Origin of the sequence: Gordonia soli NBRC 108243 (assembly GCF_000334455.1) — a bacterium.
Taxonomy (GTDB): Bacteria; Actinomycetota; Actinomycetes; order Mycobacteriales; family Mycobacteriaceae; genus Gordonia; species Gordonia soli.
On record NZ_BANX01000032.1, the window covers coordinates 95,412 to 112,356 of the forward strand.

Consider the following 16,945-nt stretch of genomic DNA (forward strand, 5'->3'; position numbering starts at 1 on the left):
CGATCGCGATCGGGAATACACTGTCCGAGTGGCTGAGTATCGGATCAACGACCTGGCACAGGCGTCCGGCGTCAGCGTGCGCAACATCCGCGTCTATCAAGACCGCGGATTGTTGCCCTCTCCGACCATCCGCGGCCGTACCGGCTGGTACTCCGACGAGCACCTGGTCCGGCTGAACCTGATCTCGCGGATGCTCGAGCGGGGGTACACCTTCGCGACCATCAGCGAGTTGCTGCACGCCGCTCACTACGGGATGAGGGTGGAGCACGTCTTGCGCGGGAGTCCGCGCCCCGGCCGCTTCCGCAACTTCAAACGCGCTGCGACGATCACGATCACCGAGCTGCGCAAGACCCTGAACGCGTCCGATCGTTCGATCGCCCTCAGCCAGAAGCTGGGGCTGCTCGCGAAGGACGGGGCGCATTTCGCCATCAACAACCCCGAGGTCCTGGAGGGCGCCGAGGTCCTGGTCAAGGGCGGCATCGACATCGACGCCCTCCTCGACATCTGGGTGCGCGTGCAGGAGGACCTCGAGGACGTCGCAGACAATTTCGTGTCGATCATCACCGACCGGTGGTTCGACGAGAAGTTGCCCGACCTCGAGGAATCCGAGGTGGCGAAGATGGCAGAACTCATCCAGACGGTGCGCCCGATGGCGCACGAGATCGTCGAGACCACCTTCCGGCGGGCACTCGACGAGAAGATCTCCAAGGCGATCGGGGAGGCGACCACGTTCTTCGACGTCGGGGCCGTCGTCGACGCCGCGAACGGCACCGACGGCACCGGTGGTGCCGGATCGCCGGAGATCACCGATACCGCGCACATCGGGTTCGCGGAGAAGTGGGGGGACACGTGAGTCGAGCACTGAAGATCGCCGGCGGCACCGCGGCTGTCGGCGCGGGGGCGCTCGCGGTCGGCATGGGCACCATCCTCGGCAGCCTCGCCCGTGCGGCGTTGCGCGCCGAACTCGCCGTCGACGACGGGCCCGACGAACTGCTCGACACCCCGGCACAGACGCCGGAGCAGACCTGGGTGCGCAGCGCCGACGGCACGCGGCTGAACGTGCTGTCCTACGGCGACATCGACGATTCCGACGAGGTCGTCGTCCTGGTCCACGGGTGGACCTGCTCGACGATGTACTGGTACCCGCAGATCAACCATCTGGCGGGACGTGGCCGCGTCATCGCCTACGACCAGCGCGGACACGGGGCGAGTGAGCCCGGCCGTCCACGGCCGAACATCGCCCTGCTCGGCCAGGACCTCGACGCCGTCCTGTCGGCGGTGGTGCCGGAGGGCAAGCGGGCGACCCTGGTCGGTCACAGCATGGGTGGTATGACCATCATGTCGTGGTCCCAGCAGTTCCCCGAGAAGGTCGACCGACTGTTGGCCGGCGTCGTGCTGCTCTCGACCGCAGATCAGGCGGTGATGGACAACCATCTGCTGATCCCCGTCGGGCTGCCCTCGTACACACGGCCGTTCGTGGGTCTCACCGGACGGGCGTTCACCTCGGCGCCGCTGCCCATCCCGCGCACCGCTTACGGTCTGCGCTTCGCCCACTACATCGCCCTCGGTCGGGCCGCCCGGGCATCGCATGTGGCGTTCGTCGACGAGATGATCGCGAAGTGCCCGGCCCGTGTCCGCGCCGGCTGGGGTGCCGCGATCGGCCGGGTGGACCTGCTGGCCGGGCTCGAGGCGCTGTCGGTGCCGACCACCGTCGTGGTCGGCGGCGACGATCGACTGCTGCCGCCGGTCCACTCGAAGCGCATGGCAGAGGTGTTGCGGCGCAACGACGCACTGCGCGACCTGATCATCCTCGACGGGGTCGGGCACATGTCGAGCATCGAGGCGGGCGCCGAGTTCAACACCATCCTCGACGGCGTGATCGACGATGCCGAGGGTCGTGCTGTCGATGGTCGCGCCGCTGACGGTCACCGGCAGGCGGATCGATCGGACGATCGGGCTGCGTCGACGGCCTGATCGGTCGGCTCTTGGTGGTGCGGCTCTGCGGACCGGCGGCGCTGCGGACCGGCGGATTTCTGACGTCTGAGCGGGTCGTGGTGTGGTGTGTGCACAGTTGGTTCCGTTGACGTGTCAAGAATCCGACCGACTCGGTGGTTGGGTCCGGGTCCGAGGTCCAGCCCGGCTCAGCGGATTTCTGACACCTGAGCGGGTCGCGCTGTGGTGTGTGCACAGCTGGTCCCGCTGACGTGTCAAGAATCCGACCTGTCCCGACGGTTGGCCCGGCTCCAGCTCGGCTCAGCGGATTTCTGGCACTCCAGCGGGTCGCGCTGTGGAGTGCGCACACCTGATCCCGCTCACGTGCCAAGAATCCGACCCACCCGGGGCCTGGCCCCGGAGGATCCGCCGACCGGCCAAGATCAGAGCGAACAGTTCACCAGCACCGGCTCCGGATGCAGGCGGACGCCGAACGCGTCGGCGACCCCGTCGCGGACGTCACGCGCCAGTTCGAGGAGTTCGTCGGTGGTCGCCGACCCCCTGTTCGTCAGTGCCAGCGTGTGTTTCGTCGACAACCGGACCGGTGAGGCCGGACCGGGGTAGCCGCGCGAGTAACCGGCACGCTCGATGAGCCAGCCGGCCGAGAGCTTCACACCGTCGGGTCCCGGATAGGTGGGCACCGTGATGTCGGTGCCGACCCGCTCGCGGATGCGGGCGAGTACCGCCTCCGACTCGTCCTCGCCGACAATCGGATTGGTGAAGAACGACCCGGCGCTCCAGGTGTCGTGGTCGTCGGCATCGAGCACCATGCCCTTGCCGCGACGCAGCGCGAGCACCTGCTCGCGGACGGCGCTACCGTCGGTGCGCTCGTTCTCGCCGACCCCGGTCACGCCGGCCAGCTCGCGGTACCGGATCGGTTGGCTCTGGCGGGACTCGTTGAGCCAGAAGGACACCGCGAGGACGACGTGGTCGTCTCGATGCTTCAGCGAGCTGGTCCGGTAGCCGAGTCCGAGCTCGCCGGGGGAGACCCAGCGCAATTTGCCGGTCCGACGGTCGAGCACCTGAACCGACCGCAGGAGATCGGCGACCTCGACACCGTAGGCGCCGACGTTCTGCACCGGCGTCGCGCCGGCCGAACCCGGGATGCCCGACAGGCACTCCAGGCCGCCGTACCCGGCGTCCAGGGTCTCGGCGACGAGGTCGTCCCAGTTCACTCCGGCGTCGGCGGTCACGTGCGGGCGTCCCGACTCGCGTCCGGTGCCGAACTCGACCCGGTCGGTGCCGATGACCAGAGCGGTGCCGTCGAGGCCGTCGTCGGAGATCACGAGATTCGATCCGCCGCCGACGATCAGGAGGCGTTCGCCCTCTGCGTCGCGCTGGATGATCTCGTCCACCAACGCGCGGGTGTCGACGATCCGCGTCACCGATGTCGCAGGTCCGCCGAGGCGCAGTGTGGTGAGGTCGGCCAGCGATTCGCTTGCCTGTGGTCCAGTGTCGGTCACGTCGATAACGGTAGCGGGCAGACGGTAGCGTTCTCGCCATGGCGAGCAACCTCCGGCATCAGGTAACCTTCCCGTTCTCCACGCAGCGGCTGTGGGAACTGCAGTCCAGCGAGCAGTACTGGCGGGATCTGTTGGAGGCCATCAACTCCAGTCACGGCTCCGTGGAATCCTTCGAGTCCGCCGGTGATCAGGTGACCGTCGCTGTGCGCCAGGGAATCCCGGAGGAAAAGCTGCCGCCGCTGGTGACCAAGGTGCGGCCGGGCGACCTGCACATCCCGCGCCGCAACGTGCTGACCTTCGCCGACGGTCGGATCAGCGGGACCATCTCGGCATCGGTCGAGGGTGCGCCGGCCAAGGTGGAGGGGACCCTCGTGACCGAGGGTGATCCGGCGACCACCACCTACACCGCCGAGGTCGACGTCAGCATCCCGTTCGTCGGCGGCAAGATCGAGAAGGCGATCCTCGACCAGCTCGTCGCGCTGCTCGACTCGGAGCGTGACCACACGGTGGAGTGGGAGGCCGCGAACCGGTGACGGTAGCCTGACGCTCATGGCACGACGGCTCAGCTACTCGGCCCGCTACACGCACCCGGCCGACCAGCTCTACCAGGCGCTCAGCACCCGGCAGTATTGGGACGACCTGATGAAGGGATTCCGGGATCTGACCCCGCAGTCGGACGTGGACTCCTTCGTCACCGACGACGGAGGGCTGCGCGTCGTGCTGAAGCAGACCCTCACGCGTGATCAGCTCCCGGCCATCGCGCAGACGGTGATGATGAAGGACATGGTCATCACCCGGGAGGAGTCCTTCGGGCCGTTCGATGCCGAGAAGGCCACCGGTGAGTACACCGCGTCGATCCCGGCCGGACCGGGCAGCCTCACCGGCGTGCAGGAGTTGTTCCCCACCGATACCGGGTGCACCATCCGCCGCACCACCGAGGTGAAGGTGTTCATCCCCTTCGTCAACGGCAAGCTCGAGCAGCTGATGCTGGTGAATCTCGTCGACCTGTTCCGCGGTGAGGCCGAGTTCACCTCGGACTGGGTCACCGAGAACCTCTGAGCGACCGCCCGGGGCCGTCGGTGTCCGGGGAGTCGTCACCACGCGGGCGTATCACCCGCGGCACGACCAACATCAACCGGCTGCGTCGGGTCGACCGATGGATGGTCGGTGACCGCGGTGTCGTCGCCGCCCTCTCGGGGGCGCATTCTTCGGGGTCGCATCTCTCGGGTGCCCGACCACTCGTGGTCGACCTGGGGTACGGCGCGCGCCCGGACACCACCGTCGAGATGGCGCACCGACTCCGGGCTGTCGCACCCGACGTGGAGGTCGTGGGTCTCGAGATCGATCCCGCCCGTATCGTGCCGCCTCGCGACGGAGTCCGATTCGGCCTCGGCGGATTCGAGCTCGCCGGCCTGACCCCGCATCTCGTGCGGGCCTTCAACGTGCTGCGGCAGTACGACGAGTCCGAGGTCGCCGACGCCTGGGCACGTATGCGGGCCGCGCTCGCCCCCGGCGGACTGATCGTCGAAGGCACCTGCGACGAGATCGGCCGACGATGCTGCTGGGTGGTGCTGGATGCCGACGGTCCGCGCACCCTCACCCTCAGTTGGGCGCCCGAGCACACGGCCCGACCCTCCGATCTCGCGGAGCGGCTGCCCAAGGCGCTGATCCATCGCAATGTGCCGGGGGAGCGCATCCACGGTCTGCTCACGCTGGTCGACCGCTGTTGGGACATCGCCGCCGGCCACGCGACCTTCGGGCCGCGGGACCGATGGCGGGCCACCCTGTCGCTTCTCGCCGACCACGGGATCGACGTGTCGGTGCCGCGCCGCCGCAGCCCCGACAACGTGCTGACCGTCGACTGGTCGGTGGTCGCGCCCGGCTGATCGCCCCGCTCGACCGCCGACTCGACCGTCGCCGCGACCTCGGAGGGCTCATCCGTTCCGACCCCTCGCCGTCGTCGTCATGCGCGTGGCGGGACAGGCGTACAGAGGCATTCGAGGTGCGGATGTCCCGACGGCTGACGCGTGCGGGCGATGCGGTCGACGGTCATCACGAACCGGCTAGGGTTGCCCTCATGCGACTGGCGATGGCACAGATCTCGTCCGGCGACGACCCGTCGGCGAACCTGCATCTGGTCGAGTCGGCGGTGGCCGATGCCGCAGGGCGGGGAGCCGAACTGGTCGTCTTCCCGGAGGCGACGATGTGTCGTTTCGGTGTGCCGCTCGGACCGCACGCCCAGCCGGTCGACGGGCCGTGGGCCTCCGCCGTGTCGGACATCGCGCGCGCGGCCGGGGTCGCGGTGGTGGTCGGTATGTTCACCCCGGCCGACGACGGTCGGGTACGTAACACGGTGCTGGTGGCCGGTGCCGACGGCAAGCGGTCGTCCTACGACAAGATCCATCTCTACGACGCCTTCGGCTTCGCGGAGTCGGCGACGGTCGAAGCAGGCACGGCCCCGGTGGTGGCGCGCATCGGTGATGTCGCCGTCGGCATCGCGACCTGTTACGACATCCGGTTCCCGTCCTTGTTCACCACACTCGCCGACGCGGGCGCACAGCTGATCGTAGTCCCGGCCTCGTGGGGTGCGGGCGAGGGCAAGGTGCATCAGTGGCAGGTGCTGGCGACCGCACGGGCGCTCGACGCGACCACCTATGTCGCCGCGGTCGGGCAGGCGTCGCCACCGGATCCCGAGGTCGCCGCAGCTGCCGCACCGACCGGGGTCGGACACAGCCAACTCACAGATCCCTTCGGTACGGTCGTGGCCGCATACGACGGGACGCCGCAGGTCGGCGTGCACGACATCGACCTCGGGACCGTACGTCGGGCGCAGGAGACGCTGGCCGTTCTGGCCAACCAGCGCGACATCACGCCGCCGATCTGACCATCGACCGCAGGACGGAACAATGACCGATCGCACCCCCGAAGACCCATCGACCCCGGGCCCGGACGCCTCGGGTCCACAGCAGCCCGATCCCGAGCACCGCAGCCCCGAGCGCCGCAGCCCCGAGCCGGCCGGCCCGGAGTCGCCGAGCCCCCAGCCGGGCAGCCCTGAGCAGGGCAGCCCTGAGTCGGCGGGCCCGGGGGCATCGGAGGCGGAGACGCGACAGACGTCGGTTCCGGGTGGCGAGGTACCACCCGCGCCCGACCACGGCGTGCCGCAGCAGACCCCGGTTCCGGGCGAGAGCGACGACACCACCAGTTTCGGCGCCCCGGGCACCGACGAGTCGCCGCGGGCGTGGTCGCAGATGCCGCGTACCGAGACGGCGCGCCTCGACGAGCAGTGGTCCCCGACCGGCCAGACCCCGGCCGCAGGTCCCGACGACTTCCACCCGGCCGGGCCGCCACCCACCGGCGGAGTGGTGACGAGTTCACCCGCCCGACGTCGGCGCACCGGACGGCTGATCGCGATCGTCGCGGCGGCGCTCGTCCTCGTCGTCGTCATCGCCGCGGTCGGCAGCGAGCTGTACCTGCGCAACAAGTCGAAGGACTGTCTCCAGGACGCCTTCGGTGAGCTGACCGGGACCACCACCAGCGTGTCCATCAGCAAGAAGCCGATCCTGCTGCAGGCCATCGACGGTCAGATCCCGTTCGTCCAGGTCGACACCGACGACACAGCCGGTGCGATGCGCCTGCATGCGCGCGCCGACGGCATCACCTCGGGTGACTCATCGACCATCAAGTCGCTGTCCGGAACCGGGTTCGTCCCGTTCCAACGGGTGGTCGAGTTGAGCAAGCAGGCCGCCGCGGGCCAGTCGTCGGGCGGCACGTCCCAGGGCGCGATGGTCGAGGGCGCGCAGATCGAGTCGGTGACCGGTAATCCGGCCGACCAGACCATCACCGTGAACACCACCGTGCAGGTCTCGATCCTGCCGATCCCGGTGTCGGTGACGCTGAAGCCGATCTCGGAGAACGGCAAGGTGCGGCTCGAGGTCGAGAAGGCCAACGCCTTCATCTTCGGCATCCCGCCGAACTTCGCGCAGACCGTCGTCGACCAGGTGTCGACGAACCTGTTCGGATCGCTCAACGACGAGATCGACATCAACGACGTGACGGTGACCGACTCGGGCATCGATTTCGCGGTCGCCGGCGACGACATCGCGCTCGACAAGTTGTCGAGCGGCACCTCGCAGAACTCGTCGGGGTCCACCTGCTCGGTGCTCTGACAGGTCGGCGGCCGACTGTCACCCGACGCTCGTCCACGTTCCTCCGCCCCGAACTTCTTCGTCCGCCGACTGCAACTGACGGAAGAAGAAGTTCGGGGCGGAAGAACGCTGGGGTGCCTAGAGAACGGTCTCGAGAACCGGTCGCACACGGCAGCTGAGCGTCGGGCACCGTCACCACTCCGCCGACGCCGGTACGCTCGGAAGTGTCCGATTTGTCGGCCGCGGCTCCCGCCTCACCGACGGACGGTCCGAGTCCGCCAGTAGGAGGAGAGCATGGGCGCACTGATCCTGATCGCCATCATCGTCGTGATCGTCGTCGGAGTGGTGGTGATCTCACAACAGCGCTCGGGTGCGTCTCAGGCGCGAGCCCTCGATGACGCGAAGGCCGATGCCCGACAGTCCATCGAACGTCTCGGTGGCCAGGTCTTCATGCTGGTCGGCGATGGCCCGGCATCCAAACAGGCACTGGCCGACGCGGGTGAGCGTTACACCGCGGCAGGCTCGCAGATCGAGCAGGCACAGTCGGTTGCGCAGGCCAAGCTGGCCAAGCAGACCGCAATCGAGGGGCTCTACTACATCCGCGCGGCACGCACCGCCATGGATCTCGATCCCGGACCCGCCATCGCGGAGCTGGAAGGTCAGAACAGCGCCGGTGCGGTCACCGAGGACCGCAAGGTCGATTTCGAGGGACGTCAGATCGAGGCGTCGCCCAACCCGTCGGATCGCACCCCCAACTACTACCCGGGCGGTCGCGTCGCCGGACGTCCGGTGCCGGCCGGGTGGTACTCCGAACCATGGTGGAAGCCTGCGTTGGTCGCCGGCGCCTGGGGCATCGGGTCGATGTTCCTGTTCTCCGCGATGTTCTCCGGCATGGCCGGTGTCGGGTACGACGCGCAAGCCTTCGAGAGCGGTGCCGGTGACGGTTCCGACTTCGGTGGTGCTGACGGCGGGGGTGCCGACGGTGGCGGCGGGGACGACTTCGGCGGAGGTGGCGACGACTTCGGTGGTGGCGGAGACGGCGGCGGCTTCGACTTCGGCGGTGGCGACGGCGGCGGGATGGACTTCGGCGGCTTCGACTTCTGAGTCGGTCGCACCCGTTCAGCGACCCGGCCCCTGTGGCCCCTGCACTGTAGAGCCCGGGCCGTGGAGCACAGGCGCAGGCGTGCGGCCTCGCCCCGGTGGCGGCCGAGATCAGTTGAAGACGACGGTCTTCCGGCCGTGGACCAGGATGCGGTCCTCGAGGTGCCAGCGCAGACCGCGGGAGAGCACCAGCGTCTCGATGTCCCTGCCTTGCCGCACCATGTCGGCGACGCTGTCGCCGTGGTCGACGCGGATCACGTCCTGCTCGATGATCGGTCCGGCATCGAGGTCGGCGGTGACGTAGTGGCACGTCGCGCCGATCAGCTTCACCCCACGCGCGAACGCCTGGTGATACGGGCGGGCGCCGATGAAGCTGGGCAGGAAGCTGTGGTGGATGTTGATTGCGCGGCCGGCCCAGGCGTCGCAGAGGTCGGGCGGCAGGATCTGCATGAACCTGGCCAGCACGACGGCGTCGGGTGAGTGTTCGCCGACCAGTCGGGCGACCTCGGCGAAGGCTTCCGCCTTGGTGTCGGGAGTGAACGGCACGTGGTGGAACGGCACCCCGAAGCGTTCGGTCAGGTCACCCAGGTCCCGGTGGTTGCCGATGACGGCGGCGACGTCAGCGGGGAGTTCGCCACGCTGCGCTCGTCCGAGCAGGTCGGTCAGGCAGTGCGCCTCCTTGCTGACCAGCAACACCACCGACTTCCGTTCGGCGGTCGCCGTCACACGCCATTCGGTCTCGCCACCCAACTCGGAGACGACCTCGGCAGCGAACCGCGTCCGCAATTCGTCGACGCCGATGTGGAGCGAGTCGGCGCGCACGGCCTGTCGGGTGAAGAACCAACCGGTCTCCGGATCGGAGTGGTAGGCGGCCTCGGTGATCCAGCCGCCGATCTCGGCCAGGAAGGTCGAGATCCGGGCGACGATGCCGGTCTGGTCGGGGCAACCGAGGGTCAGAACGAAGCGATCGTCCGACGACGCGAGGACGTGGTCGGGCGAGCCGGGGGTGGCGTCTGCGGAAGGCACGTCAGCCAGTGTGCCAAGCTCGTTGCCGTGACCCACAGCCAACTCACCCGCAGTCAGGTCGCGGCCCTCGTCGACCACACCCTCCTCGCCCCCGAGGCCACCCGCGCCGATGCCGGGGCCGCCGTCGCCGAAGCCGCCGAGCTCGGCGTGTTCGCGGTGTGCCTGTCGCCGTCGATGCTGCCGATCGACACCGGTGAGCAGCGCATCTGTGTGGTCGCCGGATTCCCGTCGGGAAAGCATCATTCACTGGTGAAGGCGGCCGAGGCGCGGCTCGCCGTGGACTCGGGGGCCCAGGAGATCGACATGGTCATCGACGTCGGCGCGGCGGTCGACGGTCGGTTCGACGAGGTCTTCGCCGACATCCTCACCGTCCGCGAGGCGATCGGGGACGCTGCACTGTTGAAGGTCATCATCGAGTCGGCGGCGCTGCTCTCCCTGGCCGGGCCCGACACGGTGACCGAGGTCAGTCGCCGCGCGGTCCAGGCAGGTGCGGGGATCGTGAAGACCTCGACCGGCTTCCATCCGGCCGGCGGAGCGAGCGTCGAAGCCGTCGCCCTGATCCGCGAAGCCGTCGGTCCCACCGTCGGGATCAAGGCGAGCGGCGGCATCCGTACCGCCGACGATGCGGCCGCGCTCATCGCGGCCGGGGCGACCCGACTGGGACTGTCGAAGTCACGCGCTGTGCTCGACGGCTTCCCGGACTAGCGGGCGCCCTCGCGCGACCGTGCCGACATCAGGCGAACAGCGCGATGAAGGTGACGGCGGAGCTGATGCACAGCAGGACGGCGATCACCGTGGCGGCTCGGGCGTGCTCGATGACCGACGTCTCGATGGAAGCGACAGGCAGCGCCGTGGATGACGCTGCTGCTGTGGGGTCGGCCGACATGACTCGACCGATACCCCGTGTGCGCAGCGGGCAAACGCGATGAGATCGGTGTCACGGCCGGCTCGAGCCGGTCGAGCTGTCCGGAGCGCCGCGTCACCCTGCGGTCGGCGTCGGGGGCGGCGTCGAGGACGAGGCGCCCGGGTTCGGCGGCGGATGGATCTCGAGTAGTCGGGTCCGGACCGGGTGCACGGTGTGGGGCGCCCATACGGCTTGCACCGGTGCCATCGGTGGATCGTCGAGATCCAGGATGCGCACGGTCCGGTGGTGAGCCGGCCCCGGGTCGTCGGTGACGAATGCGTAGCCCTCGGGGTAGACGAGCGGCGCTGTCAACGGAGCAGTGCCCTGCATCCGATTGGTGATCAGCTCCGGTTCGAATCCGGAGCGGCGACAGTGCGCGACGAGGTAATCGGTGTACGCGGAATGGTGTTGCGGTGCCCAGACGATCAGCGGGTGCGGTGCCAGTTCGGTGGTGGACACCGACGAGCGGTCGGCGAGCGGGTGAGTGGCCGCCACCGCCACGCGCAGCGGGTGATAGGCGACGATCGACGTCGCGAGATCGGCCGGGGTGGTGATACCCCGGCGGAGAGCGAGGTCGATCTCACCGTCGAACAGTGCCGAACCGATGGCCGTCGGGAAGACGGCGCGGACGGTGATCGCGAGGTCGGCGTCCTCGACCAGCAGTGGACGGACCAGGTCGAACACCTCCGAGCTGGGGATCGCCGGGGTGTGCCCGACGACGAAGGGCGGCCGCGGCTCGACGGCGGCCTGACGTGTGGAGCGCGCCGCGGTGCGCACCGCGGACAACAATGCCGGTGCCGACGCGAGCAGTTCTCGCCCCGCGGGGGTCAGTCGTGTGCCCCGCCGCCCCCGGTCGAAGAGGTCCACGCCGAGGTCGCGCTCGAGGCCTCGCAGAGCTGCCGACAGCGCCTGCTGCGAGATGAAGAGTTCGCCTGCCGCGGCGGTGATGCTGGGTGCGCGGGCCGTCGTGACGAACTGCTGCAACCGCCACAGATCCAGCGGGCGCTCGATGCGGCCGCTGACGTCCGGGTCATCTGTCATGCGCGTTCACCCTCCGGTCGACGATCCGCTCGACATCGTCCGGAGCGTACCGAGCCGAGGTCGGCGAACGCTGTCCACGATCGCGCGAACCGACACGACGGCGCAGCGTGACTGCGTCGCCGTGTGGCCCCCGTGAGGTCAGCCCTCTCTGATGGTCATCGACCTGATCTGGTCTCCGTCGACCTCGAAGGTGAAGGCGGACAGCCCGTTCGCGTGCGTGCTGCGCCAGTCGCCGACCACGGTGACGGTCGCATCATCACCCACGGTGACGGACTGCGGCGTCAGAATGCCGTCGGACCCGATGAATTCCCGGTCGTTCCAGGTGGCGATCTCGTCTCGGGTGGCGAACACGCGTCCCCAATCGTCGACGCGCCCCTCGGAGGTGAACATGTCGAGGAAGGCTGCGGTGTCATGCCGGTTCACCGCGTCGATGAATCGGTCGATCGGTGCGGGGAGCTCTGGGCTGGTCGTCATGGTCTAGTCCTCTCGGGTCGAATCTTCCGGGGTGGCGTCTTCATCGGGTGGTGTAACCGCCGTTGGCGAACAGTGTCTGCCCGGTGACCCACCATCCCTGCGTGGCCAAGAAGGTCACGATGGGCGCGATGTCTTCGATCTGGGTGAGCTGGTTGCCGATGGCCTGGCTCTTGTGGAACTCCACCCGCTCCGGGGTTTCCTGCGGGTAGAAGAACGGCGTGTCCATCGGCCCCGGCGCAATGCTGTTGACCGAGATCTTCCGATCGCCGAACTCTTTCGCCGCTGCGCGGGTGAAGTGCTCGACGGGACTCTTGCCGCCGGCATAGGTGGAGTATCCGTCGGTGAAAGCGCCCAGCAGTGCGGTCACGATCGTGATGATCTTTCCGTTGTCCCGCAGGTGGAGTCCGGCTTCCTTGATGAAGAAGTACGCGGCCTTCGAGTTGATCGCGAACATCGAGTCGTAGTCGTCCTCGGTGGTCTCGACGATCGGCTTGCGCAACACCTTGCCGACCGTGTTCACCGCGATGTCCAGCCCGCCCAGCGCCTGCTCGGCCTGGTCGAAGAGTGCCGTCACGTTCGCCGGCTCGGTGAGATCGCCCTGGATCTTGACGGCCCGCCGACCGAGTTCCTCAATGGCCGCGACCGTCGCGTCGGCGTCGGCCTCGGTCGCGTCGCTGTTGTAGTGCACGGCGACGTCGGCCCCTGCCTGGGCCAACTGACGACTGATCAGTCCACCGAGGTTCTTCGCTCCCGCGGCCACCACGGCCGACGTGCCGGTGAGGTCGTCTGTCATCTCTGTCCTCCTGAGGTCGTGTTGCGTGTGCACTCGACCGTAGGGACGATGTTCACAACTGGCCAGCAGTAAAAGACGGTGGCTTCACAAGTCTCATTTGTGGTGATCGTGAGTGTTGGAGGGCAACCCCACCGGACGCCGCTGCGAAGAAGGTGAGGAGTGATGCCACTCCGACGCCGTAGCCGACGACGGTCGCCACCAGGGCGACCGCGAGCGTGAACCACGAGAAGGTCAGTGGCGCACGACGCACGGGCCGGGGTGCGGGCTGCGGCACGACATGTGGGTCCGGGTGCACGGCGCCGTCCTATCACCGACCGTCTGCACCGATCTCGCCGACACCGACGCGTGTCCTCCGATCGGCGGACAGCGTTGGCGCGGCGGCGATCTAGGCGGCGTCGCTGTCGAGATGTCCGACGGACCTCGACCCGTCGAGCAGGATCGCCGCGACGAGCTCGGGGTCGTCGGTCATGGGCACGTGTCCCACGCCCGGATAGACCCGGACCGTCGCCTGCGGGAAGACGCGGTGGACCATGCGCGCCTCGTACGCCGGCAGCACGAGATCGCGGCCGCCCCAGGCAACGGTGACGCGGGCGTCCGCCGGTGGCGTCGTGAAGCCGAAGTCGGCTTGGAGCCCGCGATCGATGATCTCGTTGGTCAGCAATGAGCGGCTGTCGATCTTGGCGACCTCGGCGTCGATGAGCCATGGCTTGGCGAAGAAGACGGCGAGCGCGATCGTGCGGCCGATCTTCGTGTCGAGTATCTGATCCCGATGTCGGCCCATCAGGCGGGCGGCGCGACGTAAGAAGAGGAACGTAGTCACGGCCCGACGCTGATCCAGCGAGTTGACGAAGAAGCCGGCCGGCGAGAGTGCGGTCGCCGACGCGACCGCCCCGGTTGCCGCCAGTTCCAATGCGAACCAGCCTCCCAACGAGTTCCCGGCCACGTGTATCGGACCGCCATCGCTGATCTCGTCGAGGAACTCCCGCAGGATCTCCATCCCGAGCTGCAGCGGATCATCCCCCTCGGGCATGGCCGGCGACCGACCGTGCCCCGGCAGGTCGACGGTCACGACTCGCCGATGTCGGCTCAGCTCGGCCAGCACCGGATCCCATGCCTCACGCCGATGGACGACGCCGTGCAACAGCACGAGCGTGGGGCCGTCACCGACGATCTCGTAGGACAGATTCATGCGGCTTAGTGTTACCCGGCTGCACAGTAAAATCAATGCCGAAGGCATGGCGGCGCGGCAAACGCTCGGAAAGTGTCCAGGTCACACGAGTGCCGCCGCCGCTCGAGCCTCCTCGGCCACGAGGTCGGCATTGACGGCAGCGCCGGCGCCGGTACCTGCGCCGGCGGCCGAGCCGACCATCGCCGACAAGTCGGCGGTGTTGCCGACGGCCCAGACGCCGGGCAGGTCGGTGGCGCCCATCAGGCCGGTTGCGACGTAGGTGCCGTTCGGATGGTCGGTCACGGTCCCGCCGAGTTGCTCGAACAGGTCGGCATTCGCGACGAAGCGGGGACCGATCACCACGGCGTCGGCCTCGAGTGTCCGGCCGTCGGTGAGGATCACCCCGCGGAGGTCGGTGCCGTCGGTGTCCACCCGGTCGACGCGTGCGTCGACGAGAGTCACACCACGCGCGTCCAACTGCGTGCGGGCATCCGGGTCGATCACCGACTCGGTGTGTTCGACGACGGTCACGTCGTCGGAGAGCTGCCGGAACAGAAGAGCCTGATGCGCACTCAGCGGGCCGGTCGCAAGGACGACGATGCGCTGGTCGCGCACCTCCCAGCCGTGGCAGTACGGGCAGTGCAGCACGTGGGTCCCCCACAGGTCGGCTACGCCGGGGATGTCGGGCAGGACGTCGGTGAGTCCGGTTGCCAGGATCAGTCGACGCGCCCGCACAATTGTGCCGTCGGCGAGTTCGATGACGAATCCGAGGCCGGCAGATGGGTCCGGAGTCGTCCCGTCGGTGGTCCGGCGAGCCGACACCGCGCGGCCGGGGATCACCCGCGCCCCGTAGCCCTCCGCTTCGCGACGGCCGGCGGCCAAGATCTCCAGCGGCGGGACCCCGTCGTGGCCGAGTACGTTGTGCGCTCCCGCGGCGGGGGCGTTCCGCGGTTGCCCGGCGTCGACGACGATCACGGAACGTCGGGAACGGGCGAGCGCGGTCGCAGCGGCCAGGCCGCCCGGTCCGCCGCCGATGACAACGACATCGCAGGTCAGTTCGGTGCTCATGGAATCTCCTCGTGCAGAAAGGGTTTCGGGGAAGAGGTGCTCACGGTCGGTTCTCTTCGCGGCGCGCGAACCAAACGGTCCGGCCGACGCTCGCCGTGACATCGTCGCGGTGACGCAGCGAGGCCGGATGGTCCGGATCGAGGAGGGCGTCCAGGGTCGCACGGTCCTCGTCGGACAGGTCGTCGGCGAGGCCGCTACGGGAGCGGCCGAGCCACTCGATGGCGTACTCGGTGGTGCGGTCTCCGGCGGAGGCGGTCGTCGTCACCGTCTCGCGGTCCACCGCCGTCAGGCCGGCCTCGATCAGCGTCGATGTCCAGTCCGGGTGGTGATTCCACCCGTTGCGCTCGCGCGCGTCGATCAGCCGATCCTCGAGACCCGGTGTCCCGATGCCGATGTCGTCGGGCAAGAAGCGGGGTAGGGCGTCGATCTCCAACACGACCGCGACGCCGGTCGGTGAGAGTGCGTCGGCGAGGCCGCGCAGGAGCAGCGGCACGTCGGCGAGATGGTGGAGTGACGAGGCGGCCCAGGCCAGATCGATCGGCGCGTCGGTGCCCAGCGTCGCGGGGTCGGGCCATCCGTTGTCCAGGTTACAGACGATGCCGCGAATTCCTTTGACTGACAGTGTCTTTGCGCGCTGCGTGAGATGTTCGATCATCGGCGCCGAGTCGTCGAGCGACAGGATCTCGGCGTCGGGGTGACGCGCGGCCAGCGCGAGTGTGCCGGTGCCGGTACCGGCACCCAGGTCGGCGATGGTCCGCGGCGGTGTCGCCAGGTAGCGGTCGGCCAGGTCGAGCACCACGTCCCGGTAGCCGCCGAGAACTTCGGCGTCGAGGTCCAGCATCCGTCCCCAGTCGGCATGTTCGGCGGCGTGTCCGTCATGGCCGTGCCCCTGTCCGTGGCCATGCCCGTAGCCGTGCCCGTCACCGTGGTCGCTGTGTTGCTGCATGTCGGCGAGCCTAGCCGCGCGATGCGCATATGGCATATGCTCTTGCGTATGACGCAAGAACTCGACGTCGTGGTCCGACAGCGGATCCGTGGACTCCGGTTGGCCCGCGGGTGGACCCTCGACAACCTGGCGACGCGATGTTTCCTCAGTCCGTCGACCCTGAGCCGGATCGAAACCGGTCACCGACGCGTCGCGCTCGATCAGCTGGTGCCCATCGCCCGTGCGTTGGGCACCACTCTCGACCAGCTCGTCGAGCCGGCCGGCGACGAGGATGTGGTGATCCGCCCGGAACCGCAGGCCTCGGCCGGCCGGACGGTGTGGATGCTCTCGCGCGAGGGTGCGCCGCAGGGGGTCACGGTCGCCAAGATGCGGATCGAGCCGGAAGGCCGGAACTCCGAACCGCACGAACTCGGCGTCCATCCCGGGCGCGAGTGGTTCACAGTGCTGTCTGGCGCGATCCGGCTCCGACTGGGGGAACGGACGATCATCGTGCCGCCCGGCCACGCCGCCGAGTTCTCGACGATGGTCCCGCACGCCATCGAGGCCCACGACGAGCCGACCGAGATCGTGTCGATCTTCGACCTCGAGGGTGAGCGCGCGCATCTGCACGGCGCGGCGCCGGCAGCCGCGGCAGTGAGGTCGGACGCCGGCTGACACGCCCGCGTCGATCAGCGGGGGCCGAAGGTGCGCGGCCGGGGCCGAGGCAGTTCGTCGGCGGCTCCGGGCGCACGCCCGGAGCGTGACCGGACTTGAAATCACGGTGATCGATAACTGTCCTGTACAGGTGTTACGCAGCCCGGGCGGCACCGTCGGCGCTGGTGGCC

19 protein-coding genes are annotated in these 16,945 nt (G+C 68.8%); 10 read left to right on the forward strand and 9 right to left on the reverse strand.

Annotated features, from left to right (window positions below):
- Window positions 1-28: 28 nt before the first annotated feature.
- Complete coding sequence (locus GS4_RS19855; protein ID WP_007623946.1) at window positions 29-853, forward strand: MerR family transcriptional regulator; 825 nt, start codon at window positions 29-31, stop codon at window positions 851-853.
- Window positions 850-1,974, forward strand: a complete 1,125-nt coding sequence (locus GS4_RS19860) for an alpha/beta fold hydrolase (RefSeq protein WP_007623947.1) — start codon at window positions 850-852, stop codon at window positions 1,972-1,974. The genes GS4_RS19855 and GS4_RS19860 overlap by 4 nt, the downstream gene beginning before the upstream one ends.
- Window positions 1,975-2,375: 401 nt before the next feature.
- On the opposite strand, the gene GS4_RS19865 is transcribed toward GS4_RS19860, so the two are convergent.
- Window positions 2,376-3,455: a UDP-N-acetylmuramate dehydrogenase gene (locus GS4_RS19865; RefSeq protein WP_007623948.1), complete on the reverse strand. Its 1,080-nt coding sequence runs from the start codon at window positions 3,453-3,455 to the stop codon at window positions 2,376-2,378.
- Window positions 3,456-3,493: 38 nt separating this feature from the next.
- Between GS4_RS19865 and GS4_RS19870 the strand changes: the two genes are divergently transcribed.
- The 6 genes from GS4_RS19870 to GS4_RS19895 all read left to right on the forward strand — a co-directional run bounded on the left by GS4_RS19870 (window position 3,494) and on the right by GS4_RS19895 (window position 8,704).
- Window positions 3,494-3,988 carry a DUF2505 domain-containing protein gene (locus GS4_RS19870; RefSeq protein ID WP_007623949.1) on the forward strand — a complete coding sequence of 165 codons (495 nt, stop codon included), beginning with the start codon at window positions 3,494-3,496 and terminating at the stop codon, window positions 3,986-3,988.
- 16 nt (window positions 3,989-4,004) lie between these two features.
- On the forward strand, window positions 4,005-4,514 hold the full coding sequence (locus GS4_RS19875) for a DUF2505 domain-containing protein (RefSeq protein ID WP_007623950.1): 510 nt from the start codon (window positions 4,005-4,007) through the stop codon (window positions 4,512-4,514).
- Between the two features lie 20 nt (window positions 4,515-4,534).
- Window positions 4,535-5,341, forward strand: a complete 807-nt coding sequence (locus GS4_RS19880; RefSeq protein ID WP_007623951.1) for a hypothetical protein — start codon at window positions 4,535-4,537, stop codon at window positions 5,339-5,341.
- 191 nt (window positions 5,342-5,532) lie between these two features.
- Entirely contained in the window at window positions 5,533-6,339 is an 807-nt protein-coding gene (locus GS4_RS19885) for a carbon-nitrogen hydrolase family protein (protein WP_040511138.1), read from the forward strand.
- 22 nt (window positions 6,340-6,361) lie between these two features.
- On the forward strand, window positions 6,362-7,621 hold the full coding sequence (locus GS4_RS19890; RefSeq protein ID WP_007623954.1) for an LmeA family phospholipid-binding protein: 1,260 nt from the start codon (window positions 6,362-6,364) through the stop codon (window positions 7,619-7,621).
- A gap of 273 nt (window positions 7,622-7,894) precedes the next feature.
- The gene (locus GS4_RS19895) at window positions 7,895-8,704 is read left to right on the forward strand and encodes a hypothetical protein (protein WP_007623956.1); all 810 of its coding nucleotides are present in this window, start codon (window positions 7,895-7,897) and stop codon (window positions 8,702-8,704) included.
- A 108-nt stretch (window positions 8,705-8,812) separates the two neighbouring features.
- Here GS4_RS19895 and purU read toward each other — a convergent pair whose 3' ends face one another.
- Entirely contained in the window at window positions 8,813-9,727 is a 915-nt protein-coding gene (gene purU, locus GS4_RS19900; protein ID WP_007623958.1) for a formyltetrahydrofolate deformylase, read from the reverse strand.
- Window positions 9,728-9,754: 27 nt separating this feature from the next.
- Between purU and deoC the strand changes: the two genes are divergently transcribed.
- The gene (deoC, locus tag GS4_RS19905) at window positions 9,755-10,432 is read left to right on the forward strand and encodes a deoxyribose-phosphate aldolase (protein WP_007623960.1); all 678 of its coding nucleotides are present in this window, start codon (window positions 9,755-9,757) and stop codon (window positions 10,430-10,432) included.
- 28 nt (window positions 10,433-10,460) lie between these two features.
- Here deoC and GS4_RS25680 read toward each other — a convergent pair whose 3' ends face one another.
- The 7 genes from GS4_RS25680 to GS4_RS19935 form a co-directional block, all read right to left on the reverse strand.
- A complete protein-coding gene (locus GS4_RS25680; RefSeq protein WP_157226699.1) occupies window positions 10,461-10,613 on the reverse strand; it encodes a hypothetical protein in 153 nt (50 codons plus the stop codon).
- A gap of 93 nt (window positions 10,614-10,706) precedes the next feature.
- A complete protein-coding gene (locus GS4_RS19910) occupies window positions 10,707-11,672 on the reverse strand; it encodes a LysR family transcriptional regulator (protein ID WP_007623962.1) in 966 nt (321 codons plus the stop codon).
- 138 nt (window positions 11,673-11,810) lie between these two features.
- Window positions 11,811-12,146 (reverse strand): nuclear transport factor 2 family protein, encoded by a 336-nt coding sequence (locus tag GS4_RS19915; RefSeq protein WP_007623963.1) that lies wholly within the window; start codon window positions 12,144-12,146, stop codon window positions 11,811-11,813.
- A 40-nt stretch (window positions 12,147-12,186) separates the two neighbouring features.
- Window positions 12,187-12,939 (reverse strand): SDR family oxidoreductase, encoded by a 753-nt coding sequence (locus GS4_RS19920; protein WP_007623965.1) that lies wholly within the window; start codon window positions 12,937-12,939, stop codon window positions 12,187-12,189.
- 385 nt (window positions 12,940-13,324) lie between these two features.
- On the reverse strand, window positions 13,325-14,128 hold the full coding sequence (locus GS4_RS19925) for an alpha/beta fold hydrolase (protein ID WP_007623968.1): 804 nt from the start codon (window positions 14,126-14,128) through the stop codon (window positions 13,325-13,327).
- 81 nt (window positions 14,129-14,209) lie between these two features.
- Entirely contained in the window at window positions 14,210-15,175 is a 966-nt protein-coding gene (locus GS4_RS19930; protein WP_007623969.1) for an NAD(P)/FAD-dependent oxidoreductase, read from the reverse strand.
- 40 nt (window positions 15,176-15,215) lie between these two features.
- Complete coding sequence (locus GS4_RS19935; RefSeq protein WP_007623970.1) at window positions 15,216-16,121, reverse strand: class I SAM-dependent methyltransferase; 906 nt, start codon at window positions 16,119-16,121, stop codon at window positions 15,216-15,218.
- Window positions 16,122-16,169: 48 nt separating this feature from the next.
- Between GS4_RS19935 and GS4_RS19940 the strand changes: the two genes are divergently transcribed.
- The gene (locus tag GS4_RS19940) at window positions 16,170-16,775 is read left to right on the forward strand and encodes a helix-turn-helix domain-containing protein (RefSeq protein ID WP_007623971.1); all 606 of its coding nucleotides are present in this window, start codon (window positions 16,170-16,172) and stop codon (window positions 16,773-16,775) included.
- Window positions 16,776-16,945: the final 170 nt, after the last annotated feature.